Here is a 23,220-nt window from a genome sequence, read left to right on the forward strand (position 1 = left end):
ATCCAGGCACGGATGAGGCGCTTCGAGCGACACTTCGTCTACCCGCATTGTCGCATTTCGCCGGCTGGCAACTTTCAGTTAAGGCCGGACAACGTCCCTGCCGGCAACGCAGTTGGACCTCGACCGGCAAAACAAAACCCGCCTCGGCAAGCCGGGCGGGTCGTCGGTACGAATCAGCACCATACCCAAATTAGTAGCATAGCTGCCGGCACAAAGCAAGAACAAAATGTGGCGTTGCCGATGAAACTGCCGATTTCAACTATCGAGCGGGGCGATCGCCGCCGCCGCGACCGTGCGGCCGAGGCCGCCATGCAGATCGAGGCATCGTTCGAACCATTGCGCCACGACGTCGCTGTCGTCGAGCAGCCGGTAGGGCGTGGCGATGCCCATTGCAGCGCGCCGAAAACGATGTAGTCGGCAAATAGCGGCGACGGGCCGCCGATGAAGGGCTGATAGCCAAGCATCGAGCGGAGCGGCTCCAGCGAGGCCCGGAAGCTGGCGAGCCCAGCGTCGCGGGTGGTGTATACCGCCTCCAGGCGCTTGCCGAAGCGCTGCTCGCGGTTCTGCCGGAAATAGGCGGCGTTCGCCTCGTCCTGCATGGCGTGCAGGTCCAATATCGCAGCGGTGGTGACGTAGGGATGGATGGTCAGCTGCGACCAACGTTCGATGAAGCGCGCCGTCGCCTTGCCGCCGTCGCCGGAAAACAATGTCGGCCGCTCGGGATAGGCCTCCTCGAGATAGAGCGCGATAGCGAAGGAATCGGCGACCACCGTCTCGCCGTCGCGGATCACCGGAACGAGCTTCGAGACGCCGCCTTCCACCTTCGGCACTTCGAGAAAACGGGTCGGCACGCTGGTGATGTCGAGCCCTTTGTGGGCCAGCGCCATCGCCGCCTTCCAGCAATGTGGGCTGAATGGGCGGGCGGCGTCGCGTCCGACAAGGTCGTAGAGCAGAATGGTCATTGGCGGCAGCGTCCTTGCAGTCTAACTATGCCCGAAACAGACCCACGCGAAACAGGGTCTCGCAGGTCGAGAGAAGAATGAAACAGCATTTCAGGATGTTTGCGGCCTACAATCAATGGGCCAATGGCCGCATCTACGATGCCGCCGCCGATCTCGACGAGGAAGAGTTCGACCGCAATGTCGGCGTCTTCTTCGGCTCGATGATGGGAACGCTCAACCACCTCCTGGCAGCCGACCGTATCTGGATGAAACGCTTCACCGGCGAGGGCGACGCGCCGGCAAGGCTCGACACGATCCTGCACCGCGCCTTGCCAGGCTTGCGGCTGGCGCGCGAGGCCGAGGACAAACGGATCATCGACTGGGTTGCCGGCTTGAGCGACAAGGCGCTGTCGGGCCGCTTCTCCTACATGACCGTCTCGGATATGCGCACCGTCTCGCAGCGGCTGGCGCCGGCGCTCGACCACTTCTTCAACCACCAGACCCACCACCGCGGCCAGGCGCATGCGATCCTGACCGTTCTGGGCAAGCCAAGCCTCGGACTGGACCTGACGATGTTCCAGCGCAGCGAGGAGGGCAGGGCATTCGCCTGAACCTGGGGCGGCTGGTGAAGCGGATGGTCGATAGCGGACGACCTGCCGAGATTGCAAAAAGCGCCAAAACATTTTATGGAGCGCATGGTCGTGAGGGCGGCCGCTTCAGCAGCATTCAGCAGCAACAGCGAGAATTGGCACGCATGCCCAATGAACCCTTGCGCCTTGTGGCGTTCTTCGCCGTGGTCCTGGCGCTTCTCAACTCCGGCTATTATTTCCACCAGGGCGACATTGTCGCGACCATCTATTTCATGATCGGCGCCATTCTTGTGACTGCGGTGACCCGGATGAGCATCAGAAGGCAGCTGATTTAGGATCTGCCGACCTAAAACCACCGACAACGGACCGCATCTCCGGCCGGCCATGATGACGAAGAGGTTGCGTCAGGCGGCGTAGCCGCCGAGGCCCCGGACGACCGGCTTGACCGAGACTGCCGGCTGGGCGGCCGGCCAGAGGATGCCGGCCGTCACGGCGAAGGTGATCAGGGCGTCGCGTGCCGCTTCGGCCGAGATCTCGCCGGCGCGTGCCGCCTCGCAGGCCTTTACCGCGGCGCCATAGCTCAGCCGCCGGCGCGAAGGCGGGAACTCGGTCAGGAACTCGTGCATCTCGGAGAACGAAGCGATCGTCCGCTTGTAGCCGGCGCCAACGGTTAGGGCGACCGGTGTGGAAAACGTCCTGTCGTGCATTCTGGCCTCTCGAATGGGCGGAGGTCACGGCGGACGCCGTTCTCCGGTCTGGGGGTCGGGCAGAAACGCGGATCACGGCGCGAGGTTCCATGTTGCCGTGATTTGTTTTTTTCGCTCGCCCGGGTGAGCAGCGCGCCGAGGCGGGTGCCTATTTCCACATGCCGCGCATGCGGGCGCCGAGATCGACGCGCACCTGCGGCTGGCGGCGCGGATCGTCCCTTGCCTGGACGCTGGCCCACGCCACCTGCTCGAAGGCACCAAGGATCGGGCGCGGGATGAAGCGCGTGCGCGAGGCATAGACATGGCGGTCGCCGCGCGCCGCCTGGCCGTGGACGAAAAAACGCTGCGGCATCACCAAATGCAGGCTATCCTTGGCCCGCGTCATGGCCACGTAGAGCAGCCGCCGCTCCTCGTCGACGTCCTCCTTGCTGCCGACCCCTAGGTCGATCGGGATGCAGCCGTCGACGGTGTTGAGCACGAAGACGTTCTTCCACTCCTGGCCCTTGGCCGAATGGATGGTCGACAGGATCAGATAATCCTCGTCGCGGTGCGGAGGTCCGGCTTCGTCGCTGGTCGCGTCCGGCGGATCGAGCGTCAGCTCGGTGAGGAAGCGCTCGCGCGATCCATAGCCGGAGGCGATCTGCTCGAGCTGCAGGAGATCGGCCCGGCGCGTCGTCGCATCCTCGTGGATGCGTTCCAGATGCGGCTCGTACCAGAGCCTGACCTGCTCGATGTCGGCCGGCCATTTCTTTGCGCCGGCGCGCAGGCCGCAATAGAGCGCGACAAAGCCCGGCCAGTCGTCGGCGGCCCGTTGCGGCGGCCGGTAGCGCGCAAGCCCCATCGTCTCGTCGAGCGACGTCGCCATGGTCTCGACGATCGCATTGGCGGCCGAAGGGCCGATGCCGGGCAGAAGTTGCAGCACGCGAAAGCCGGCGACGCGGTCGCGCGGGTTTTCGGCAAAGCGCAGCACGGCCAGCACGTCCTTGACGTGGGCGGCATCGAGGAATTTCAGCCCGCCGAATTTGACGAAGGGGATGTTGCGGCGCGTCAGTTCGATCTCCAGCGGGCCGCTATGGTGCGAGGCGCGAAACAGCACGGCCTGCGCTTTGAGAACGGTACCGGCCTCGCGCTCGGTGAGTATCGCCTGGCAGACATAGCTCGCCTGCTCGATCTCGTCGCGCACGCTCACCAGCTTCGGCTTTTCCGCCGATTTGCGCTCCGACCAGAGATTTTTGGTGAAACGTTCCGACGCTTCGCCGATCACCGCATTGGCCGCCGCCAGGATCGTCTCGGTCGAGCGGTAGTTGCGCTCCAGCATGACGACCTCGGCCGGCTGCGCGAACTGCTTGGGAAAATCCAGGATATTGCGCACTTCCGCGGCGCGGAATGAATAGATCGACTGCGCGTCGTCGCCGACCACCGTCAGCCCCGATCCGTCGGGCTTGAGGGCCGTCAGGATCGAGGCCTGCAGCCGGTTGGTGTCCTGGTATTCATCGACCAGCACATGGTCGAAACGTGCACCCAGATGCGCGGCGATTTCCGGCTCGCCGGCCATCTGCGCCCAGTAGAGCAGCAGATCGTCGTAATCGAGCACGTTCTGCGCCTGCTTGGCCTCGACATATCTGGCGAATAATTGTTTCAGCTGTTCGGCCCAGCCGGCGCACCACGGGAACACCGAACCCAGCACCTCGCCGAGCGGCGCCTGTGCATTGACGGCACGCGAATAGATCGCAAGGCAGGTGCCCTTGGTCGGGAAGCGGGCTTCGGTCTTCGAAAACCCAAGCTCGTGGCGGGCGAGGTTCATCAGGTCGGCGGAATCCTCGCGGTCATGGATGGTGAAGGCGGGATCGAGACCGATCTCCAGCGCATAATCACGCAGCAGCCTGGCGCCGATACCGTGGAACGTGCCGGCCCAGCTCAGCGCATCGGTGATGACGGAAGCATCGCGGCCCAGCACCTCGCCGGCGATGCGCTCGACCCGCTTGGCCATTTCCGCCGCGGCACGGCGCGAAAATGTCATCAAAAGGATGCGGCGCGGATCGGCACCCCTAACGATCAGATGCGCGACCCGGTGCGCCAGCGTGTTGGTCTTGCCGGAGCCGGCGCCGGCAATCACCAGCAATGGCCCCGCGATCTTGCCGTCGCCGTGTTCGACGGCAAGCCGCTGCTCGGCGTTGAGCTTTGCCAGATAGGCCGGCTGGAAGGACGAATCACGGGCGGCGAGGTTCATCGCCCATCAAGCATCGTTTCCGCTTTGTTCGCAACGGTTTGCGGAGCCGGAATGGGGCTCGTGAACGAAGAAGCCTTGCGGGCAGGCCCGTTGACTAACGCCCGGGCTCGACGCCCATCCTTGCCGATTGCCGCCGCAGCGCCTCGCGATCGTCTTCTGGTGGCGGCAGCAGCAGCGGATCGAAATCGTCGGGCACCTCGTCGATCACTTTCTTGGCGACGCGATAGGCAACATAGACGATTGCCCCGGCGATAAGCAGACGGATCATGGCTTCCTCCATTGATTCTGGAGCAACCGGAGACGCGGCATTTTGTTCCCCGACTGCTCGGCGAATGCGGGAACGACACCGATCGCGCAACCAAATCGCCGACGCCTCGTTGTCGGGCGAGAGGAGACTGCGATGAAAAAGCGCTCAATCCTGCTGCTTGTGGCAGCGCTGACCGTTGCGGGTTGCGACAACAACATCCAGCCGACCAAGGCCCCTGGCGATACGGTCGAGCAGAATCCGCAGGTCGACAAGAATCCGGTGCCGAAGTCGACGACCGGCGGCGATCAGCCCGGCACGCCGCCGAAACAATGACCGCTTCAAATGGCGTCGGCGCCGGTCAAAAAAGGGTGGCCGGCGCCGCTTGGGAGGAAGCTGATGACGCCGGCCAGGCGGAGATCAGGCCCGCCGCACATCCAAGAATAGCCGAGTCTTTCCGCAGCGTCATGGTCCGATAGCGTACAAACGGCACGCCCTGTGGACAAACCTGCCGCCACGCCGGCGTTTGTTCATCACATGGTTTGTCTATCCCATGGAACAAACCCGGCTGCTGCGTGTTTGGGTGTCGATCGGACGCTCCCAAGGCCGCCGTTCACGAAAGAACCCGCTTTCCTTGTCCCCCCTCAGGATAGCGGGTTCTTTTTGCGTTTTGCGGGAAGTCGCGGTGCGCGGGGGTCGACGTCACCTGCTTGCCGGTTTTCGCGCCTTATGCGGCGAACCGGGGCTCAAGCCCTTGCGAAGCATGGTTGTCCCGTGCAAAAGCGCGGCCATGCTGATCATCAACGACCTTTCGCTCCGCATGGCCGGACGCCTGCTTCTCGACCATGCCTCGCTGACCTTGCCGGCCGGCAGCAAGGCTGGCCTTGTCGGCCGCAACGGCACCGGCAAGACGACCTTGTTCAAGGCGATCACCGGCGACCTCGCCTCCGAGACCGGCTCGATCAGTCTGCCCAAGAACACACGCATCGGCCAGGTCGCTCAGGAAGCGCCGGGCACCGAGGAGCCGCTGATCGAGATCGTGCTCAAGGCCGACCTTGAACGGAGTGCGCTGCTCGAAGAGGAAAAGACGGCGACCGATCCGCACCGCATCGCCGATATCCATATGCGGCTGGCCGATATCGATGCGCACTCGGCCGAGTCACGCGCCGCCACCATTCTCGCCGGCCTCGGCTTCGACGACGCCGCACAACGGCGCCCGGCCTCGTCCTTCTCCGGCGGCTGGCGCATGCGCGTCGCGCTGGCCGCGGTGCTGTTTGCCGAGCCCGATCTGCTGCTGCTCGACGAGCCGACCAATTATCTTGATCTCGAAGGCACGCTGTGGCTGGAAAACTACGTGTCGAAATACCCGCACACTGTGCTGCTGATTTCGCACGACCGCGACCTGCTCAACCGAGCCGTCAATTCGATCGTCCATCTCGACCAGAAGAAGCTGACGTTCTGGCGCGGCGGCTACGATCAGTTCGAGCGCCAATATACCGAGCAGCGCGAATTGCAGGAGAAGGGCCGCGTGAAGCAGGAAGCCGCGCGCAAGCACATGGAATCCTTCGTCGAGCGCTTCCGCGCCAAGGCGTCGAAGGCGAGGCAGGCGCAGTCGCGCATCAAGGCGCTGGAGAAGATGAAGCCGATCGCCGCGATTGTGAACGACACGGTTCGGCCGTTCTCCTTTCCGGAGCCGGTGAAGACGGTGGCCTCGCCGATCATCGCGCTGAACAACGTCAATGTCGGCTATACCGAGGGTGCGCCGATCCTGAAGAAGATGACGCTGCGCGTCGATGCCGACGACCGCATCGCGCTGCTCGGCGCCAACGGCAACGGCAAGTCGACCTTCGCCAAGCTGTTGGCCGGCCGGCTGAAGCCGGAGACCGGCGGCATGACCGTGGCGCCCGGGCTGAAGGTGGCAATCTTCGCCCAGCACCAGCTCGACGACCTCAGGCCCGACGAAAACGCCTATGAGCATGTCCGCCGGCTGATGCCGGACGCGCCGGAATCCAAGGTGCGCGGCCGCGTCGCGCAGTTCGGCCTGACCACCGAAAAGATGAACACCGCCGCCAAAGACCTGTCCGGCGGCGAAAAGGCGCGGCTCCTGATGGGCCTGTCGGCCTTCGAGGGGCCGAACCTGTTCATCCTCGACGAGCCGACCAACCATCTCGACATCGACAGCCGTGAATCGCTGATCCATGCGCTGAACGATTTTCCCGGCGCCGTCATCCTGATCTCGCACGACCGCCATCTGCTCGAGGCGACCGCCGACCGGCTGTGGCTGGTCAAGGAGGGCGCGGTTAACCCGTATGACGGCGACCTCGAGGACTACAAGACGCTGGTCACCGGCGTCTCCGGCGACCGCCGCGGCAAGCGCGAGGCGGACAAAGCCTCGAAGGCCGACCGCCGCCGCGATGCAGCCGCGCGCCGCGCCGCTTTCGAGCCGCTGGCCAAGGAAATCCGCGCCACCGAAGCGCTGATGGACCGCCTCCGCAAGCGCATCGACCTGATCGAGGACGAACTCGCCAATCCGGCCGTCTACGAAAAGGACCCCTCGACCGCGACAAGGCTGGCCAAGGAACGCTCACAACTCGCGCAACAGCTGGCCGGCCACGAGGAGAAATGGCTGTCGATGTCGGCGGAGTACGAGGAAGGCACGGCGGAGTAGGACGATGTCGGCAAAACTGTGGATCGAAGCTGCCAAGGTTTTGGCCGTCAATTCCGGAGCTGTCGTAAAATGTCCTGAGTGTGGAGACGGCAATCTGCTGGTCATCGACGCCGGAGCCGGATCATCGCATGTCGAGCGCCACATACATTGCCCGAAATGCGGTGCCTACAACGCCTTGTTCAAGCGCATTGATGGCGTGTAACTGGCCCTACACGCCGCTATCACAACCGGCTAGTTTGCTCCCATGAATCAGCACGCCAAGCTCAAAATCGGCCATTCGGCCTGTCCGCATGATTGTCCCTCAACCTGCGCGCTCGAGGTCGAGTTGCTTGACGCCAGGCGTATCGGCCGCGTCCATGGCGCCAAGGCCAACAGCTACACGGCCGGCGTCATCTGCGCCAAGGTCGCCCGCTACGCCGACCGCGTCCATCATCCCGACCGCCTGCTGAAACCGCTGATCCGGGCGGGCGCCAAGGGCGAGGGCGCCTGGAAGGAAGCGAGCTGGGAGGCCGCACTCGACCTTGTCGCCGAAAAGTTCATCGCGGCGGAGGCAAAATTCGGCTCGGAGACGGTCTGGCCCTATTACTATGCCGGCACGATGGGTCTGGTGCAGCGCGACGGCATCGAGCGGCTCAGGCATGCCAAGAAATACTCCGGCTTCTTCGGTTCGATCTGCACCAATCTGGCCTGGACCGGCTGGATGATGGGGGCAGGCGCACTGCGCGGCCCCGATCCGCGCGAGATGGGCAAATCCGACTGCGTGGTGATCTGGGGCACCAACGCCGTGGTCACGCAGGTCAACGTCATGACCCACGCCATCAAGGCGCGCAAGGAACGCGCAGCCAAGATCGTCGTCATCGATGTTTACGAGAACGCGACGATGAAGCAGGCCGATCTCGGCCTAGTGCTGAAGCCCGGCACCGACGGCGCGCTGGCCTGCGCGGTGATGCACGTGCTGTTCCGTGACGGCATGGCCGACCGCGCTTATTTGGAAAAATACACCGACGACCCGCATGGTCTGGAAGCGCATCTTCAAACGAGGACGCCGCAATGGGCCGCTGATATCACCGGGCTTTCTGTCGACGAAATCGAGACCTTCGCCCGTCTCGTCGGCACGACGAACAAGACCTACTTCCGCCTCGGCTACGGGTTTTCGCGCCAGCGCAACGGTTCGGTCAACATGCACGCCGCAGCCTCGATCGCCGCGGTCGCCGGCTGCTGGCAATATGAAGGCGGCGGCGCCTTCCATACCAATTCGGGCATCTTCAAGCTCAATCAGGAACTGCTCGAAGGCACGCGGATGCGCGACCCCGCGATCCGTCATCTCGACCATTCGCGCATCGGCCCGGTGCTGACCGGGGCTGAGGATGCGCTCTATGGCGGCCCGCCGGTGACGGCGCTGCTGATCCAGAACACCAATCCGGTCAATGTCGCGCCGGAGCAGCGGCTGGTGAAGCAGGGTTTTTTGCGCGACGATCTGTTCTCCTGCGTGCACGAGCAGTTCATGACCGACACCGCCAAGCTCGCCGATGTGGTGCTGCCGGCGACGATGTTTCTCGAGCATGACGACGTCTACAAGGGCGGCGGCAACCAGCACATCACGCTCGGGCCGAAGCTGATCGACCCGCCGGAAGGTCCGCGCACCAACCATTTCGTCATCGAGGAACTCGGCAAAAGACTCGGTGTCGCCGATCGCCCGGGCTTCGGCATGACCGAGCAGCAGCATATCGACGTCATTCTGGGCAAGCGCGGGCTGGGCAGCTTTTCGAGCCTGAAAGAGCAGAAATGGGTCGATTTGCAGCCGGATTTCGATGCCGCGCATTACCTCGACGGCTTCGGCCATGCCGACAAGAAGTTTCATTTTCGCGCCGACTGGACGGGCCAGGCGTCGCCCAATCGGCCACCGAAAAGCATGGGCCTGTTCGGGCCGGTGGCGAGCCTGCCGGAATTCCCCGACCATGTCGATCTGATCGAGGTGGCGGACGAGGCGCACCCGTTCCGGCTGACCACCTCGCCGGCGCGCAATTTCCTCAATTCGACCTTCACCGAAACGCCGGTGTCGCAGGCAAAAGAGCGCCGGCCGGAGCTGCTCTTGCATCCCGATGATGCGGCGGCACTCGGCGTCGCCGACGGCGGCCGCATCGAAGTCGGCAACCAGCGTGGCGAGGTGGTGCTGCACGCAAAACTGTTCGACGGCATCAAGCGCGGCGTGGTCGTCGCCGAAGGCATCTGGCCGAACAGCGCCCATGAGCGCGGCGAGGGCATCAACGTGCTGACCGGCGCCGATGCGCCGGCGCCCTATGGCGGCGCCGCCTTCCACGACAACAAGGTCTGGCTGCGCCCGGCGGATTGAGCGTCGGAACGATATCTCCATCCGGCCGTTTTCGCATGGCGGGTGGAGGCATGGTCATGGCAGAAGCGTTGGCGGCGCCGGACCCCATCGGGCGAACGCTTTCGTCCGGCGAACTCGTAACCACGATGTCCCACTTCCATCGCGCCGAGATTGCGCGCATGGCTGGGTGGCGCGACCGCCTGGACCGGACGAGCAATTGGGCGATAACGGTTGTCGCGGCGATGCTGTCCGTCTCGCTTTCGACAGCCAGCGCTCACCATGGCGTGCTGCTGTTTGCCATGCTGCTTGTTCTGCTGCTGCTGTGGATCGAGGCGCGGCGATACCGCTTCTTCGACTTCTATCGGGCTCGCGTGCGCCAGTTCGAACGGCACTATTTCGCACAGGTATTCTCACCGCAGCCGGATTTTGCGTCCGATTGGCTGTTGATCGTCGGCGAGAGCCTGCGCGCACCAAAATTCCTGATTTCGCAACGCGTGGCTTTGGCGCGCCGCCTGCGTCGGAATTACATCTACATGCTGCTGATCCTGCTGCTGGCCTGGATCCTCAAACTGTCGACCCCCAGCCTCTTAAACGAAGGCGTCCGCATCGGCTTCGTCGGGTCGATGCGTGAGGCCGTCGCCAGTGCTGCGCTGGGTCCAGTTCCTGGTGGCGCCATCGTCGTGCTGGTCGCCGTCCTCTATGCCGGCCTGCTGATGGCAGCCTACCTGACGGAGAGCGACGACGGCGAACTCTCCTTCGGTGACGTCCACGTCTAGCAATGCCCTGTCTAGCAACGCAACGGCCTGTCGCGCGTTGTGGGGCAGGTGCATTGGGCGATGGGGGTTTCATGGCTTGGCAGGCTCCGACACGTTCCAGCCTGGCGCTGTTGGTTTGTGCATTCGTCCCCGCAGGAGCGGCCCGGGCGGCGGAGACGCTTGTTGCCGGAACCAAGGCTTCGGGAATGGGCGGTTCGGGCGAAGGCGCTTTCGTTGCCGAGATCGTCCTGCTGCTGCTTGTCGGGCGCGGCCTGGGCGAAGTGCTGCAGCGCTATGGCCAGCCGGCAATCATGGGCCAACTGATCGGCGGCATCCTGCTCGGTCCTTCGCTGTTCGGCTGGCTATGGCCATCGGCTCAGCACCTGATCTTTCCCAGCGATCCTGCGCAAAAGGGCATGATCGACGCCGTCTCACAGCTCGGCATCCTGATGCTGCTTTTGCTGACCGGCATGGAGACGGACCTGCGGCTGGTGCGCCGGGTTGGCGCGGCCTGTTTTTCCATTTCGGCGACCGGCGTCGTGGTGCCCTTCATCTGCGGTTTCGCGCTGGCGCAGTTCCTGCCGGACGCATTGCTGTCTGACGCCACGCAACGCACCGTCGCCGGGCTGTTCCTGGGCACCGCGCTGTCGATCTCGTCGGTCAAGATCGTCGCCATGGTGGTGCGCGAGATGAACTTCATGCGCCGCAACCTCGGACAGGTGATTATTTCCTCGGCGATCATCGAGGACACGATCGGCTGGCTTATCATCGCCGTAACCTTCGGCATCGCCACCAATGGCAGGCTGCAGTTCGCGCCGCTGGTGACCACCATCGCCGCGGTGGCACTGTTCATGGTGTTCTCCTTCACCATTGGCCGCCGTCTTGTCTTCACCTTGATCCGCTGGACCAACGATCAATTCCACAGCGAGTTCGCTGTGATCACCATGATCCTCATCATCATGGGCGTGATGGCGCTGATCACCAATATGATAGGCGTGCATACGGTGCTGGGTGCGTTCGTCGCCGGTATCCTTGTCGGGGAATCGCCCATCCTCTCCAGCCATATCGAAGGCCAGCTGCGCGGCGTCATCACCGCGCTGTTCATGCCGATCTTCTTCGGCATGGCGGGGCTTTCCGCCGATCTCACAGTGCTTGCCGATCCGACGCTTGCCATGCTGACGGGCGCTCTGGTGGTTATCGCCAGCATCGGCAAGTTTGGCGGCGCGTTCATCGGCGCTAGGCTCGCCGCCATGTCGTTCAAGGGAGCAATCGCCGTGGGCAGCGCCATGAACGCGCGCGGCTCGACCGAGGTGATCGTCGCCAGCATCGGCCTGTCGATGAACATCCTGTCGCACAATCTCTTCACCATGATCGTCACCATGGCCGTGATCACCACGCTGGCCATGCCGCCGATGCTGCGCTGGGCGCTCGGCCGGCTGCCGGTTGGGCACGACGAGCAGCAGCGTGTCGAGCGCGAGGCGTTGGACGAATACGGCTTCATTTCCAGGCTGGAGCGGCTGCTGGTGCTGGTCGACGACAGCAGGATTGGCAAGTTCACTGCCCATCTCGCCGGACTGGTCGGCGGAGGCAGCGGCATGCCCACTACCTTGCTTCGCCTGCCCACCACCTTGCTTCAGCCGAAAGACGGCCGAATTGACAGGCCGAGCGACAGCAAGGGACAGGAGCGCGCCCTGCAGGAAATCAAGAAGGGTGCAAAGAAAAGCGCCCAGGCGGTAAAACGGATCGAAGATACGCTTGTCGGCAAAGTCCACCTGACGGCCCGCACCGAGTTGGAAGCCACCGGTGAGACGATCGCCGAAGAGGCCCGCAAGGGATACGGCCTGTTGCTGGTCGGCCTTGACAATGTGCTGACCGCCGATGGCGCCTTCGCGCCGGCCCTCAACGACATTGCCGCAGGATTTGACGGCCCGCTTTGCCTGGTCCTGAACGGCGGCAATGCTGCCGAAAAGATGCCAACGCTGAAGGCCGGCACCAGCATTCTCGTCCCCGTCAACGGTACCCAGGTGGCGCGCCGCGCCGCCGACTTGGCGCTGGCGCTGGCCCGTCCAAACCGGGCGCGGATCAAGGTTCTCTACGTCTCGCAAAAAGCAGCCAAGGGGCGCAGGTCGACATCCGTGTCGCATAGCCGCGAAGAGGCCATGCTGAAAGACATCGCCGACTTGGCGGGCCGCTACGGCCTGCATATCGACACCGCGTTCCATACCCGCGTCACACCCGACAAGGCGATCACTAGGGAGGCGGCCAAAGGCGCGGCGATCGTCGTGATGGGTGTCACCCAACGTCCGGGTGAGGACCTGTTCTTCGGCGAAACCGCCGGCGCTGTTTTAGCCGCCTGCAACTGCCCCGTCGTGCTTCTGGCCAGCGCGCGGCCCAAGCATGACACCGCTGGCGCTGAGCTGGCAGCGTGATTTTTACTGGGCATTGATCGGTCGGCAGGCATGTCGATCGAGGCTCTGAAGCGCTGATCCAGCCAAACGTAAAATAGTTAGAACCGAACGGTTCGGTTCTGTTGACAGAGGATACAGGAATGGGTGAACGCCGGCTCACAGAATGTTCGTGCTGAAAATCACCAATAACCGCATAACCAATTGAAAAGAAATAAGAACATTGTGGCGAAAGGAGCCGCATGTCGAATTTCAAGCGGCCAATTTGGCGCACCCGTACAAAATTTTTGTGATTGGAAACGACAAGCTTGCGGACCCATCTCGGGGCGGTCCGAGCGACGCGAATTCTTCCCAAGGCACGCCACTTGACGGACAGACCAAAGAACTACCGGAGTACCTGAAATGACCAAGATCGCTCTTACCGCCGCCGCCATCCTCGTTGCCACCGGCACCGCTTTTGCGGGCAGCGACCATTATGGCTCGGACAACGTCAACCAGCCGGCCGCTCCTGCTGCCAACGTTGACAACACGTTCACCGGCTCGATCCGCAAGCCGGTTACTTCCGAGCATACCGGTGCCAAGACGACTTCCGAGTCGGTGGCGCCTGAATCCGGCCCAGGCATCTGGGGCCGCTGATTATCACAGCCCCGGAACACAAAGAGCGGCGGGCTCGGCCCGCTACTCTTGCTTTCGCGTATCAGCCGGGACGAGCGCTGGATCGAATCCTGCGCCAATCGAATACTTTGAATTGCAGGTTTCATCTGTAGCCACAATCTCGGTTGCTGAAATCGTCCAGCAACGTGCACGTCGGAAAAAGCCGATGCGTATTCGTCGGCGCGGGCAGCGCTCTCATCTCGAATGCGTCGAAAGCAACGACAACTCACGAATGACCAGCACACTGGAGTACCCGAAATGACCAAGATTGCTCTTACCATCGCCGCTATCGTCCTCACCGCCACGGGCAGCGCCTTTGCCGGCAGCGACCACTATGGTTCGGACGGTGCCAACCAGCCGGCCGCGCCTGTTGGCAATGCGCCTGTCGGCGCTATCGACAGCGGGTTTACCGGTTCCATCCGCAAGCCGCTGGCGGCTGAGCACAACGCCGTCGACACCGGGGCGACGACCCGATTCGGCACGGATCAGCCCGTAGTGCCCCAATCTGGCCGGGGCAACTGGGGCCGCTAGTTCCTCAAACCCCGGGAGCACAAAGAACGGCGGGCTTGGCCCGCCGCTCTTGTTTGTGCGAAGCTCGGTCGGTCGAGGGATCGGCGGTTTTTCCCCCGGCCTGTTGGTAAATCCCTAACGCAGATCCTTCGGCCAAATGCAGTGCGTCAGTCGGGCGCTGCCGAAGGTGAGACCGGCCCAATCGCCATCGACGTCGAACCGAGCCAGGGCCGCGGTCGGGAATTTTTCCGCCAGCTTTTTCAGCGCCGCTTCATCCGATCCAGCCCCGGCAAGCCCGCGCGCGAACTCCTCCAACCCGGGATTGTGGCCAAGCACCAGCAGCGTTCCGGTCTCCGCCTTTACTTGCCGCACCTTGGCGAGGATGTCCGCCGCCGCTGCCTCGTAGAGCGCCTGGGCAAATTTGGCCTGCACCTTCGCCGGCAATTCCGCCGAAACCAGCCGCCATGTGTCGCGGGTGCGCAGCGCCGGCGACACCAGCGCCAGCTCCGGCAGCCAGCCGCGCCGGGTCAGTTCGCGCCCGACCAGCGGCGCTGCTTTCCGCCCGCGCCCGGACAGCGGCCGGTCGAAATCGATGAGGCCAGGATCGTCCCAGCTCGACTTAGCGTGACGCAGGAGCAGCAATTGCATCATGGTTTCAAAATAAGGCCGAAACATCGCGTGCGCCATGCACGACGCGGACAATCTCGACGCATTGTTCGGCCAGTCAATAAAGCACGAGATAATTTGCCGTCAACGATCCGGATGTCAGCCATTCCGCTGGTTTTTGATGGCGTTGCCGAACCTGCTGCGGGCTTTTTGTTTTATATCCTCGATGTCGAACGGGGCGGACGGACCACTCTCCAGCCCCTCCGCCCAGGCTTTCCGTAATCGCTCCGCTTCGGCTATGCGCAAGGGCTGGCCAAGCCCGCATTCGGGTAGCACCTCGCTGACTTTTTCGACGGTCGCCATCAAGCTGTCTCCTATGACTTACCTGTGCTGTCGGCGACGTCGCATCGTCTATGAGCTGCCCTTCCGGGCGCGCACGAAAATGAACGCCGGGAGGCGGCAAAGTCGATCATATCCCTTTGGGTCCTTCAGTCTCAGTTCCTCACTTGGCGTCGGCTCGCACATCCGCTCAATGACAAATCCAGCATCCGCAAGAGGGTCAGTCAGATCGCGTAGCGGCCTTCGATAGTAGCGCATTTTCTGCCCGAGCCATCCCCATTCCTCCTCGATCAGTTCGGCATTCAAATATCCAGGATCGAGAATGCTGACTTGATCGTGAACTGGGTGATGCGTCGAAAATACCAGCGTGCCAGTTGGTCGAAGCAGCCGCGCATATTCAGAAAAAACGGCTGGTAGGTCCGCTAGGTAATGGAGGACGAGCGAAGATAGCACGAGGTCAAAAGTCTCGTCGCCGAGGATACCTTGCAGATTGCTCACGTCGCCCTGGATCACGCGGGCGCGACCTGCGACGCGCTTTTGCGCGAGAGCAACCATTGCGGCGCTACGGTCGACAGCAACCACGCGAGCACCGTGGCACATCAGCCAATCGGCGTACCAGCCGTGACCGCAACCGGCATCAAGAACATCGATATTGTCGACCGGTGGCAGGAGATGCAAGGTCGTCGGGCGCTCGTAGAGAGCATTCCAGGGCCGCTCATCGATCATCGCCGAGTAACGCCCGGCGATGGTGTCATAGTCTGTCGTTTCGGGCACGGACGTCATACCTCGTTATACCCGAAATCAATATCACTGGCGTCTGCCTTTGGCACATCGCGTCCTTGCGCTGTGCTGCCGAAAATCTGGCCGCTATCGAGACACAGCAGGCTTTCGCAGCCCACCGCACGGCTAATTTGTGGGGTTCACGACCCAGCCGATTGAAAAGCAATCACGGCGTTATCCGCGCCAGGTGCTCAAGATCGGTCTCTTCACGCAGCGGGTCGGGCGCGATCACCACCGACGTGGCGTTGTCGGCATCGTCGGCGAAGCGCGAAAACACCGTGCGGCCGCCTTCCATCCGCGCCTTGCCTTCGGCGACCAGGCCCAGCGCCAGCGGATAGAGCTGGTGCTCGGCCTTGAGCACGCGCGCGGCCAGCGTGTCCTCATTGTCGCCGACCATCACCGGCACTGCGGCCTGGGCGATGATCGGCCCGTCATCCATGTCGAGCGTGACGAAATGCACTGTGCAGCCATGGATGCGCATGCCTGCGCGGATGGCTCGCGCGTGCGTATCCAGCCCCTTGAAGGCAGGCAGCAGGGCAGGGTGGATATTGACCATCCGGCCCTGCCACTTCTCGACGAAACGCGCGCCGAGGATGCGCATATAGCCGGCCAGCGCGACGATTTCGGCGCCGAACGACAAGAGGGCCGCATCGATCGCCCCGTCATGCGCTTCCTTGCTGGCATAATCGGAGCGCGAAATCACCTTGGTGGCGATGCCGCGAGCCGCGGCGATGCCGAGGCCGGCGGCATTGGCGCGATCGGAGATGACGCCGACGATCTCGGCCGGATAGGCCGGGCTGCCGGCGGCCGCGATCAGCGCCGTCATGTTGGAGCCGCGCCCCGAAATAAGCACTACGGTGCGTTTTCTGGTCATAGGCCGATCGAGCCCCGATAGATGACGCCGGCATCGCGGCGCGGCACGATCTGGCCGATCGGCGTCACCGTCTCGCCGGCCTCCTGCAGAACGGCGGCGACCTGCGCCGCCTGACCGGAGGCGACGACCAGGATCATGCCGATGCCGCAATTGAAGGTGCGCATCATCTCTTCCGGCGCGACGCCGCCGGTCTTGGCCAGCCACGAAAACACCGGTGGCACCTCGATGGCGCCGAGATCGAGCTCGGCCGAAAAATCCTTGGGCAGAACGCGCGGGATGTTTTCGGGAAAGCCGCCGCCGGTGATATGGGCCAGCGCCTTGATGCCATGCGTGTTGCGGATCGCCTTGAGGATCGACTTGACGTAGATGCGCGTCGGCTCGAGCAGCGCCTCGGCCAGTGTCGCCTCGTCATTGAACGGCGCCGGATCGCCCCAGCCAAGGCCGCTTATCGCGACGATGCGGCGGACCAGCGAAAAGCCGTTCGAATGCAGGCCCGACGAGGCAAGGCCGAGCAGCACGTCGCCCTCGACGATGTCGTCGGTCGGCAACAGCTGGCCGCGTTCGGCGGCACCAACTGCAAAGCCGGCAAGGTCGTAGTCCTTGTCGTGATACATGCCCGGCATTTCCGCCGTCTCGCCACCGATCAGCGCGCAGCCGGCCTGCCGGCAGCCGGCGGCGATACCACCGACGATCGAAGCACCCTGGTCGGGATCGAGCTTGCCGGTGGCGAAATAGTCGAGGAAGAACAGCGGCTCGGCGCCTTGCACGACGATGTCGTTGACGCACATGGCGACGAGGTCGATGCCGATCGTATCGTGCTTGCCGGCGTCGATGGCGATCTTCAGCTTGGTGCCGACGCCGTCATTGGCGGCGACCAGCACCGGATCGGTGAAGCCGGCGGCCTTTAGGTCGAACAGGCCGCCGAAGCCGCCGATCTCGCCATCGGCGCCCGGCCGGCGGGTCGCACGCACCAGCGGCTTGATCTTCTCGACCATGAGATTGCCGGCATCGATGTCGACGCCCGCTTCGGCATAGGTGAGCCCGTTCTTGCGCTTGCTCATTTCCGGCGCCTGCTCATCTGTTGCGCTTGCCTGTCGCTGGTTTCATTCGCTTGCGGGCTCTTCGCATGAACGGTTTTGCCCCGCAAGGCAAGCGCGCGATGATGGTGTTTTCAGTTGGATACCGGCGGAACCGGGCGCGATATACTCCAACAGTAAAAAGAAATCCCCGCCAGAATTGCGGCGAGGCCACCGACGGTGGCAAGAGACCTGATTTCACCGTCGAAGGGCAGGATTCCATACGAGAAGCCGGCGGCGACCAAAGCCGCCGCGGCAGCCCACAGACCTGGATTTGCAACGACCGACCTCGCGAACAGAAACGCCACGACCGCAGCCGTCAGCCAGAGGGGCCAAGAGACGACCACGCCCACGGCCAGCTCAAGAGCGAAGGCCCACAGAAGATCTTGCGTCGCTATGTTGCGGTGCGGGGCTCCGAAAGATGCGAAAGCCAGCAGACTTTCTGTCAGTCCGTCCAGATAGCAAAGCGTTACTCGCCAAGCGATTGTGATTCTCTGCGCCATCGTCATTCAGCAGTAGGGAAAATAAGCTATTGCTTTCCCGGGCTCTTCGCATGAACGGCCGCACCTCGCAAGGATGACGGCGGGATCAGACTGTCTTGGCTCGACAAAAGAGTGGACAGTCGCCCAAGCTGCCGCCCTTATGGACGTCCCTCTCGTTCCGCCAGAACCATGTCGACGCGGTCGAGTTGTGCCTTGGCGTAGCCGCTCAGCGCTATTCCGCTATTGTTCGTTCGAATCCAGTGCACAGCCTGCCTCACCCGCTCGTAGTGCCCAAGTTCGATTTCGCAGGCAATCAGCGCGAGGATCCGAACGGCGAAGGGCTGTGTGAATTCGTAAGGTTTGTCGAGCAGCTCGCTATGTCCGGCGACGTAACTGGCGAGGTCCGGATTCTGAGCCCTGATCCGTCGCGCCAGCTCGACATATTTCCCCAGCAACCTATCTATGCTCGTCTGGTCAAGGTTCTCGAAGTAACGACCATAAGCTTTCAGCTCATTGTTAAATATCGTTTCGGGATGAAACTGCGACAGTCCGGGCCAGATCCATTTTTTGCCGTACAGCCTTTCAAGCAACGGCCTGACGGTAAGAAAGTCCAGGTAAACGAGCATGTTCACATGAACATCGCCAGAGCTTGCAGTAAAGGCTTCTTCGAGAATCAGGCTAATATCGTCGCTCCGGTCGACTTCGAAGACGCCTTTCCGGATGCGGCGAAAGCCATGTCCCATCATGAACGTATCGAGATACTTACGCGCTTCGCCAACGGCCAAAGACAAGGTTCCACTCCCTCTTTGTTGCGCCATGGTGCCTTGATGGTTGCCGAAGAGTCCAGCCACTGCGCCGCTTGTTCCAAAATAGCTTCGCGGCCAGTGCGCTCTCGACAAACCCGTGCACGGCCCAACTTTTGTCGCTTCTCACTTGCCGTGACCCTCCATCTCCATCATGTATCGACAAACAAGAGCGACGGGATAATGCGTTTGACCATCCCCAACATGATCACGATCATGCGCTTCGTGCTGGTGCCGGCCGTGGTGCTGGCCATGCTGCAGGAACGCTGGGACTGGGCCTTTGCCGGCTTCCTCATTGCCGGCATTTCCGACGGCGTCGACGGCTTCATCGCCCGCCATTTCAATCAGTTTTCCAGGCTCGGCGCCTATCTCGACCCGATGGCCGACAAGCTGCTGCTGGTCTCCGTCTTCGTGGTCATGGGCATCAGCGGCGAGTTGCCGCTATGGCTGGTCATCACCATGGTGTCGCGCGACGCGCTGATCGTCTGCGCCGTGCTTTTGTCCACCGTCATGGCGCATCCGGTTGAGATGAAGCCGCTCCTGGTGTCGAAGGCCAACACCGCGATCCAGATCGTGCTGGCGGCAGTGGTGTTGGGCGAACTCGCCTTTGACATCCGTCTCGATCCGCTGAGGCCGGCCCTCATATTGCTGTCCGGGGTCTTGACCGTGGCTTCGGCCGCGGCCTATCTCGTGGCTTGGCTGAGGCATATGAGCGGCTATGGCGAAGGCTCCACACCCGGCACCTGAACGCGGGGCACCTGAACACCAGGGACCCGACGAACGGTCGATCGACGCCGAGGCCGAAGCCGCGGCAGCGGAGGCTGCGGCATCGGCGTCGTTTCGCCGCCAGATCCGCTTCTGGCTGGTCAGCGCCATCATCCTCGCCGTCTTCCTCTATGTCTTCAGCGGCATCCTTCTGCCCTTCGTCGCCGGCATGGTGCTCGCCTATTTCCTCGACCCTGTCGCCGACCGGCTGGAGCGTCTCGGCCTGTCCAGGCTGATGGCGACGGTGGTCATCCTCATCGCCTTTATCGTCGTCCTGGTGCTGGCCGTCGTCATCCTGGTTCCGGTGCTCGCCTCGCAGATGGCTGATTTCGCCAGCAAGCTGCCGGACTATCTGACCCGGCTGCAGAGCCTGATCACCAGTTTCGACCCGAAATGGCTGGAAGAGAAATTCGGCGTCGACGCCAATGGCCTGCGCGAAGGGCTGAACTCGCTGCTGACCTCCGGCTTCGGTCTCCTGACTACGGTCTTCACCTCGATCTGGAGCTCCGGCGTGGCGCTGGTCTCGGTTGTCAGCCTGTTCGTGGTGACGCCGGTCGTCGCCTTCTACATGCTGCTCGACTGGGACCGCATGGTGGCAATCGTCGACGGCTGGGTGCCGCGCGACTATGTCAAGACGGTCCGGGCGATCGCCAGGGACATCAACACCGCGACCGCCGGCTTCGTGCGCGGCCAGGGTACGCTCTGCCTGGTGCTCGGCGCCATGTATGCCACCGGCCTGACGCTGACGGGCCTGAATTTCGGCATCCTCATCGGCCTGTTCGCCGGGCTGATCTCGTTCATCCCCTATGTCGGCTCGCTGACCGGGCTGGTGCTGGCTGTCGGCGTTGCCTTCGTCCAGTTCTGGCCGGACTGGACCATGATCGCGGCAGTGGCAGGCGTGTTCTTCGTCGGCCAGTTCATCGAGGGCAACATCCTGCAGCCGCGGTTAGTCGGCAAAAGCGTCGGCCTGCATCCGGTATGGCTGATGTTTGCGCTGTTTGCCTTCGGCGCGCTGTTCGGCTTCGTCGGCCTGCTGATCGCCGTTCCGGCTTCCGCCGCCGTTGCCGTTCTGGTGCGTTTCGCCATCGCGCGCTATCTCGAATCGCCGCTCTACAAGGGCCATGCCGACGAGCCGGTGCCGCCGCTGCCGGTTCGGCGCCGCGGGGGCGCGCGCGGTTGAGCCAGATGCCGGACAACAAGATCGATCCGCCGCGCCAATTGCCGCTCGATCTAGGCCACGGCACCGGCTATTCGCGTGACGAGCTCGTCGTCTCCGCCACCAACAGCCAGGCCGCGGCGCTTGTCGACCGCTGGCCGGACTGGCCGTCGCCGGTTGTCGTGCTGGCTGGGCCGGCCGGCTCGGGAAAAACCCATCTGGCCTCGATCTGGCGGACCCGCGCCGACGCGGTGAAAGTGGAGGCCGCCCGCATCGGCGACTGTATCGAAAATCTCGGCGCGCATCCGGCCCTGATCGACGATGTCGACGCCGGCCCGGTCGACGAGCACGGCCTGTTCCACCTGATCAATGCGGTGCGCGGCGCCGGCTCGACCTTACTGTTGACGGCGCGCCGCTTTCCCTCCGCCTGGGGCGTCAGGCTGCCCGACCTGGCGTCGCGGCTCAAGGCGGCGGCTACCGTCGAGATCCACGAGCCCGACGATCTCTTGCTGGCCGGCGTCATCACAAAACTGTTCGCCGACCGCCAGGTCGAGGTCGAGCCGCATGTCGTGCAATACCTGGTGCGCCGCATCGAACGCTCGCTGGCCACCGCCATGCGGGTGGTCGAACGGCTCGACCGCACCGCGCTCGAGCGCAAGACGCCGATAACGCGAGCGCTCGCAGCCGAGACGGTCAGCGCCATGGATGAAGGGCAGGGCGAGTTCGAGATATAGCGGGATGATCTCGTTTGGCGGGTGTGCTAATCAAGTCGATCTTTTTGACAGTAGGTATTGGAATGAGCCCGATCGTCAGACGAATCGCACTGATATGGCTTGTCTCATCGCTGTTCTGGTCGGCGATCGTGGTCCAAGAGATCTTCGATTACGCGGACTTGATGCTCAGGACCTACGGCGAGGAGCCTGCTCATAGCACCTGGCTCAGGCAAGCCTTTTCGGAGTTTTGGCCAGCTATTCCCTGGGGCTCGGCCGTGATCCTGGTCGTGGAAGTCGGAGGCGCATTGCTGCTAATTTCAGGAATTCGACTGATCCGGCACATCAGGCAAAAAGCCTCGGCGTGAACATCAGGGAGCTCATTCCCGTCTGTGTCCCATTTCGAGAAGAAAGACTGGCATCTGTCTTGCAACAAAGAGCTTGCCGGCTGATCCCGGTCCTGATTGCGTATCAATCAGGTAAGTAGGCTCGCCGGGAGATGGGGTGGTTGGGGTTCTCTTCCCGGCGAGCTTGCCTTTGGCAGCATCGAATCGATAGCGCCATTGCGCGGCGGCCGGGCCTCAGCTCTCTCCACCCGCAATCACAGCTCATTCCACGCCAAAGCGCCGGCGATAATCGCCGGGCACCAGGCCGGTTATCCTGGCGAATACCTTGCGGAAGGAGCCGGGATCGTCATAGCCGACCTCCCAGGCGATCTGGTCGATCGATCGTATCGTGGTTTCCAGCATCTCGCGCGCCTTGCCGACCCGCAGGTGCTGACAATATTCGGTCGGCCTGAGGCCAGTGGCGTTTCGGAAGCGTCGCAGAAAGGTCCGCTCCTCCAGCCCCGCATGCTCGGCCATGGCGCCGAGCGTCACGTCGCGCGCGCCGTTCGCCTGCAGCCAATGCTGCACCTTGAGGATCGCTTCGTCGTCATGGGTCAATCGCGGCGCAAACGGGCTGTAAAAACGTTGCTCGCGGCCCGGCGGATCGACCAGCATGAAACGCGCCGTGTCCATCATGACGGTTGACCCGAGCACCCTGTCCACGAGCTTGAGGCCGAGGTCGGTCCAGGCCATGTAGCCGCCCGCGGTGATGATGTCGCCATCGTCGATGACCAGCCTGTCGGCGTCGAGCAAGATGTCTGGAAAGCGTAGCGCCAGCGCGTCGCGATAGGCCCAGTGCGTTGTCGCGGCGCGACCGGACAACAGGCCGGTCTCGGCAAGCACGAAGGCGCCGGCACAGACCGAACCGAGCGTCGCGCCTGCCGCATGACGGTCCCTGAGCCAGCCGGCATAGGGCGCGGCCGCCTCGCGAGGGATCGGCTGCAGCAGGGTCGGCGGCAGGATGACCATGGCCGGTTCATTGTCGGCGCCGGGGTCGCTGTCGAAGGTGCGGATTACGGTATTGCCCGCGTCCAATTGCCAATGGCTGACGCGAAGCCTCGCCGCCTCCGGCGACCGCTCGACAGCCAGCCGGTTTGCCAGCATGAAAAGATCGGTCAGGCCGAGCACGGCTGCTTCCTGCACGCCGGGATACAAGACAAGGCCGATTTCGATCAGATCACGCGCAGCCGTCATTTGTCAGTTTTGC

Annotated in this window: 25 protein-coding genes and 1 pseudogene; 15 read left to right on the forward strand and 11 right to left on the reverse strand. The window is 63.1% G+C overall.

The window, feature by feature from the left end:
* Positions 1-255: 255 nt before the first annotated feature.
* Positions 256-962, reverse strand: a pseudogene (locus NKH05_RS11075) (glutathione S-transferase family protein).
* A 77-nt stretch (positions 963-1,039) separates the two neighbouring features.
* Between NKH05_RS11075 and NKH05_RS11080 the strand changes: the two are divergent.
* On the forward strand, positions 1,040-1,552 hold the full coding sequence (locus NKH05_RS11080) for a DinB family protein (RefSeq protein WP_352495582.1): 513 nt from the start codon (positions 1,040-1,042) through the stop codon (positions 1,550-1,552).
* A gap of 14 nt (positions 1,553-1,566) precedes the next feature.
* Positions 1,567-1,866, forward strand: coding sequence for a hypothetical protein (locus NKH05_RS11085; RefSeq protein WP_352856501.1), 300 nt, complete (start codon positions 1,567-1,569; stop codon positions 1,864-1,866).
* Between the two features lie 69 nt (positions 1,867-1,935).
* On the opposite strand, the gene NKH05_RS11090 is transcribed toward NKH05_RS11085, so the two are convergent.
* The 3 genes from NKH05_RS11090 to NKH05_RS11100 form a co-directional block, all read right to left on the reverse strand.
* Positions 1,936-2,238, reverse strand: a complete 303-nt coding sequence (locus NKH05_RS11090) for a DUF982 domain-containing protein (protein WP_023719778.1) — start codon at positions 2,236-2,238, stop codon at positions 1,936-1,938.
* A 148-nt stretch (positions 2,239-2,386) separates the two neighbouring features.
* Positions 2,387-4,468, reverse strand: a complete 2,082-nt coding sequence (locus tag NKH05_RS11095) for an ATP-dependent helicase (RefSeq protein WP_023719777.1) — start codon at positions 4,466-4,468, stop codon at positions 2,387-2,389.
* Positions 4,469-4,562: 94 nt separating this feature from the next.
* Positions 4,563-4,736, reverse strand: coding sequence for a hypothetical protein (locus NKH05_RS11100; protein ID WP_023719776.1), 174 nt, complete (start codon positions 4,734-4,736; stop codon positions 4,563-4,565).
* Positions 4,737-4,868: 132 nt separating this feature from the next.
* Between NKH05_RS11100 and NKH05_RS11105 the strand changes: the two genes are divergently transcribed.
* The 8 genes from NKH05_RS11105 (at position 4,869) to NKH05_RS11140 (ending at position 14,057) form a co-directional block, all read left to right on the forward strand.
* Positions 4,869-5,048, forward strand: a complete 180-nt coding sequence (locus tag NKH05_RS11105; RefSeq protein ID WP_023719775.1) for a membrane lipoprotein lipid attachment site-containing protein — start codon at positions 4,869-4,871, stop codon at positions 5,046-5,048.
* 454 nt (positions 5,049-5,502) lie between these two features.
* Complete coding sequence (locus NKH05_RS11110) at positions 5,503-7,380, forward strand: ABC-F family ATP-binding cassette domain-containing protein (RefSeq protein WP_023719773.1); 1,878 nt, start codon at positions 5,503-5,505, stop codon at positions 7,378-7,380.
* A gap of 4 nt (positions 7,381-7,384) precedes the next feature.
* On the forward strand, positions 7,385-7,582 hold the full coding sequence (locus NKH05_RS11115; protein ID WP_023719772.1) for a hypothetical protein: 198 nt from the start codon (positions 7,385-7,387) through the stop codon (positions 7,580-7,582).
* Positions 7,583-7,624: 42 nt separating this feature from the next.
* A complete protein-coding gene (locus NKH05_RS11120) occupies positions 7,625-9,733 on the forward strand; it encodes a molybdopterin-containing oxidoreductase family protein (RefSeq protein WP_352856498.1) in 2,109 nt (702 codons plus the stop codon).
* 56 nt (positions 9,734-9,789) lie between these two features.
* Positions 9,790-10,488: a DUF2270 domain-containing protein gene (locus tag NKH05_RS11125; RefSeq protein ID WP_023719770.1), complete on the forward strand. Its 699-nt coding sequence runs from the start codon at positions 9,790-9,792 to the stop codon at positions 10,486-10,488.
* Positions 10,489-10,673: 185 nt separating this feature from the next.
* The gene (locus tag NKH05_RS11130) at positions 10,674-12,896 is read left to right on the forward strand and encodes a cation:proton antiporter domain-containing protein (protein WP_502900376.1); all 2,223 of its coding nucleotides are present in this window, start codon (positions 10,674-10,676) and stop codon (positions 12,894-12,896) included.
* Positions 12,897-13,274: 378 nt separating this feature from the next.
* The gene (locus tag NKH05_RS11135; protein ID WP_023719768.1) at positions 13,275-13,508 is read left to right on the forward strand and encodes a DUF680 domain-containing protein; all 234 of its coding nucleotides are present in this window, start codon (positions 13,275-13,277) and stop codon (positions 13,506-13,508) included.
* 276 nt (positions 13,509-13,784) lie between these two features.
* Complete coding sequence (locus NKH05_RS11140; RefSeq protein WP_023719767.1) at positions 13,785-14,057, forward strand: DUF680 domain-containing protein; 273 nt, start codon at positions 13,785-13,787, stop codon at positions 14,055-14,057.
* Positions 14,058-14,171: 114 nt separating this feature from the next.
* Here the strand turns inward: NKH05_RS11140 and NKH05_RS11145 are convergent, their stop codons facing one another.
* The 5 genes from NKH05_RS11145 to purM form a co-directional block, all read right to left on the reverse strand.
* Positions 14,172-14,687 (reverse strand): SixA phosphatase family protein, encoded by a 516-nt coding sequence (locus NKH05_RS11145; protein ID WP_023719766.1) that lies wholly within the window; start codon positions 14,685-14,687, stop codon positions 14,172-14,174.
* 114 nt (positions 14,688-14,801) lie between these two features.
* Positions 14,802-15,005 carry a hypothetical protein gene (locus tag NKH05_RS11150; RefSeq protein WP_352495577.1) on the reverse strand — a complete coding sequence of 68 codons (204 nt, stop codon included), beginning with the start codon at positions 15,003-15,005 and terminating at the stop codon, positions 14,802-14,804.
* A 48-nt stretch (positions 15,006-15,053) separates the two neighbouring features.
* The gene (locus NKH05_RS11155; protein WP_198030504.1) at positions 15,054-15,755 is read right to left on the reverse strand and encodes a class I SAM-dependent methyltransferase; all 702 of its coding nucleotides are present in this window, start codon (positions 15,753-15,755) and stop codon (positions 15,054-15,056) included.
* Positions 15,756-15,927: 172 nt separating this feature from the next.
* Positions 15,928-16,635 (reverse strand): phosphoribosylglycinamide formyltransferase, encoded by a 708-nt coding sequence (gene purN, locus NKH05_RS11160; protein ID WP_023719764.1) that lies wholly within the window; start codon positions 16,633-16,635, stop codon positions 15,928-15,930.
* Positions 16,632-17,696 (reverse strand): phosphoribosylformylglycinamidine cyclo-ligase, encoded by a 1,065-nt coding sequence (gene purM / locus NKH05_RS11165; RefSeq protein WP_023719763.1) that lies wholly within the window; start codon positions 17,694-17,696, stop codon positions 16,632-16,634. Before purM ends, purN begins: the two co-directional genes overlap by 4 nt.
* A 65-nt stretch (positions 17,697-17,761) precedes the next feature.
* Between purM and NKH05_RS11170 the strand changes: the two genes are divergently transcribed.
* A complete protein-coding gene (locus NKH05_RS11170; RefSeq protein WP_353025390.1) occupies positions 17,762-18,268 on the forward strand; it encodes a hypothetical protein in 507 nt (168 codons plus the stop codon).
* Between the two features lie 83 nt (positions 18,269-18,351).
* Here NKH05_RS11170 and NKH05_RS11175 read toward each other — a convergent pair whose 3' ends face one another.
* Positions 18,352-19,044 carry a hypothetical protein gene (locus NKH05_RS11175; RefSeq protein WP_023719761.1) on the reverse strand — a complete coding sequence of 231 codons (693 nt, stop codon included), beginning with the start codon at positions 19,042-19,044 and terminating at the stop codon, positions 18,352-18,354.
* Between the two features lie 141 nt (positions 19,045-19,185).
* Here NKH05_RS11175 and NKH05_RS11180 point away from each other — a divergent pair, with 141 nt between their 5' ends.
* From NKH05_RS11180 to NKH05_RS11195, 4 genes are all read left to right on the forward strand, one after another.
* Positions 19,186-19,743 (forward strand): CDP-alcohol phosphatidyltransferase family protein, encoded by a 558-nt coding sequence (locus NKH05_RS11180; RefSeq protein WP_023719760.1) that lies wholly within the window; start codon positions 19,186-19,188, stop codon positions 19,741-19,743.
* Positions 19,715-20,941, forward strand: a complete 1,227-nt coding sequence (locus NKH05_RS11185) for an AI-2E family transporter (RefSeq protein WP_023719759.1) — start codon at positions 19,715-19,717, stop codon at positions 20,939-20,941. Before NKH05_RS11180 ends, NKH05_RS11185 begins: the two co-directional genes overlap by 29 nt.
* Positions 20,942-20,946: 5 nt before the next feature.
* Complete coding sequence (gene hdaA / locus NKH05_RS11190; RefSeq protein WP_023719758.1) at positions 20,947-21,651, forward strand: DnaA regulatory inactivator HdaA; 705 nt, start codon at positions 20,947-20,949, stop codon at positions 21,649-21,651.
* A 62-nt stretch (positions 21,652-21,713) separates the two neighbouring features.
* Positions 21,714-21,995 carry a hypothetical protein gene (locus tag NKH05_RS11195; RefSeq protein ID WP_352495574.1) on the forward strand — a complete coding sequence of 94 codons (282 nt, stop codon included), beginning with the start codon at positions 21,714-21,716 and terminating at the stop codon, positions 21,993-21,995.
* 240 nt (positions 21,996-22,235) lie between these two features.
* Here NKH05_RS11195 and NKH05_RS11200 read toward each other — a convergent pair whose 3' ends face one another.
* Positions 22,236-23,207 carry a GlxA family transcriptional regulator gene (locus tag NKH05_RS11200; protein ID WP_352495573.1) on the reverse strand — a complete coding sequence of 324 codons (972 nt, stop codon included), beginning with the start codon at positions 23,205-23,207 and terminating at the stop codon, positions 22,236-22,238.
* Positions 23,208-23,220: the final 13 nt, after the last annotated feature.

Origin of the sequence: Mesorhizobium sp. M1399, assembly GCF_040317735.1 — a bacterium.
GTDB lineage: Bacteria > Pseudomonadota > Alphaproteobacteria > Rhizobiales > Rhizobiaceae > Mesorhizobium.

Excerpts from the sequence above, each read along its gene's own strand:
- NKH05_RS11080 (WP_352495582.1), top strand. The coding sequence starts at position 1,040 with ATGAAACAGCATTTCAGGATGTTTGCGGCCTACAATCAATGGGCCAAT.
- NKH05_RS11090 (WP_023719778.1), bottom strand. The coding sequence starts at position 2,238 with ATGCACGACAGGACGTTTTCCACACCGGTCGCCCTAACCGTTGGCGCC.
- NKH05_RS11095 (WP_023719777.1), bottom strand. The coding sequence starts at position 4,468 with ATGAACCTCGCCGCCCGTGATTCGTCCTTCCAGCCGGCCTATCTGGCA.
- NKH05_RS11100 (WP_023719776.1), bottom strand. The coding sequence starts at position 4,736 with ATGATCCGTCTGCTTATCGCCGGGGCAATCGTCTATGTTGCCTATCGC.
- NKH05_RS11105 (WP_023719775.1), top strand. The coding sequence starts at position 4,869 with ATGAAAAAGCGCTCAATCCTGCTGCTTGTGGCAGCGCTGACCGTTGCG.
- NKH05_RS11110 (WP_023719773.1), top strand. The coding sequence starts at position 5,503 with ATGCTGATCATCAACGACCTTTCGCTCCGCATGGCCGGACGCCTGCTT.
- NKH05_RS11115 (WP_023719772.1), top strand. The coding sequence starts at position 7,385 with ATGTCGGCAAAACTGTGGATCGAAGCTGCCAAGGTTTTGGCCGTCAAT.
- NKH05_RS11120 (WP_352856498.1), top strand. The coding sequence starts at position 7,625 with ATGAATCAGCACGCCAAGCTCAAAATCGGCCATTCGGCCTGTCCGCAT.
- NKH05_RS11125 (WP_023719770.1), top strand. The coding sequence starts at position 9,790 with ATGGCAGAAGCGTTGGCGGCGCCGGACCCCATCGGGCGAACGCTTTCG.
- NKH05_RS11130 (WP_502900376.1), top strand. The coding sequence starts at position 10,674 with ATGGGCGGTTCGGGCGAAGGCGCTTTCGTTGCCGAGATCGTCCTGCTG.
- NKH05_RS11135 (WP_023719768.1), top strand. The coding sequence starts at position 13,275 with ATGACCAAGATCGCTCTTACCGCCGCCGCCATCCTCGTTGCCACCGGC.
- NKH05_RS11140 (WP_023719767.1), top strand. The coding sequence starts at position 13,785 with ATGACCAAGATTGCTCTTACCATCGCCGCTATCGTCCTCACCGCCACG.
- NKH05_RS11145 (WP_023719766.1), bottom strand. The coding sequence starts at position 14,687 with ATGATGCAATTGCTGCTCCTGCGTCACGCTAAGTCGAGCTGGGACGAT.
- NKH05_RS11150 (WP_352495577.1), bottom strand. The coding sequence starts at position 15,005 with ATGGCGACCGTCGAAAAAGTCAGCGAGGTGCTACCCGAATGCGGGCTT.
- purN (WP_023719764.1), bottom strand. The coding sequence starts at position 16,635 with ATGACCAGAAAACGCACCGTAGTGCTTATTTCGGGGCGCGGCTCCAAC.
- purM (WP_023719763.1), bottom strand. The coding sequence starts at position 17,696 with ATGAGCAAGCGCAAGAACGGGCTCACCTATGCCGAAGCGGGCGTCGAC.
- NKH05_RS11170 (WP_353025390.1), top strand. The coding sequence starts at position 17,762 with ATGAACGGTTTTGCCCCGCAAGGCAAGCGCGCGATGATGGTGTTTTCA.
- NKH05_RS11185 (WP_023719759.1), top strand. The coding sequence starts at position 19,715 with ATGGCGAAGGCTCCACACCCGGCACCTGAACGCGGGGCACCTGAACAC.
- hdaA (WP_023719758.1), top strand. The coding sequence starts at position 20,947 with ATGCCGGACAACAAGATCGATCCGCCGCGCCAATTGCCGCTCGATCTA.
- NKH05_RS11195 (WP_352495574.1), top strand. The coding sequence starts at position 21,714 with ATGAGCCCGATCGTCAGACGAATCGCACTGATATGGCTTGTCTCATCG.
- NKH05_RS11200 (WP_352495573.1), bottom strand. The coding sequence starts at position 23,207 with ATGACGGCTGCGCGTGATCTGATCGAAATCGGCCTTGTCTTGTATCCC.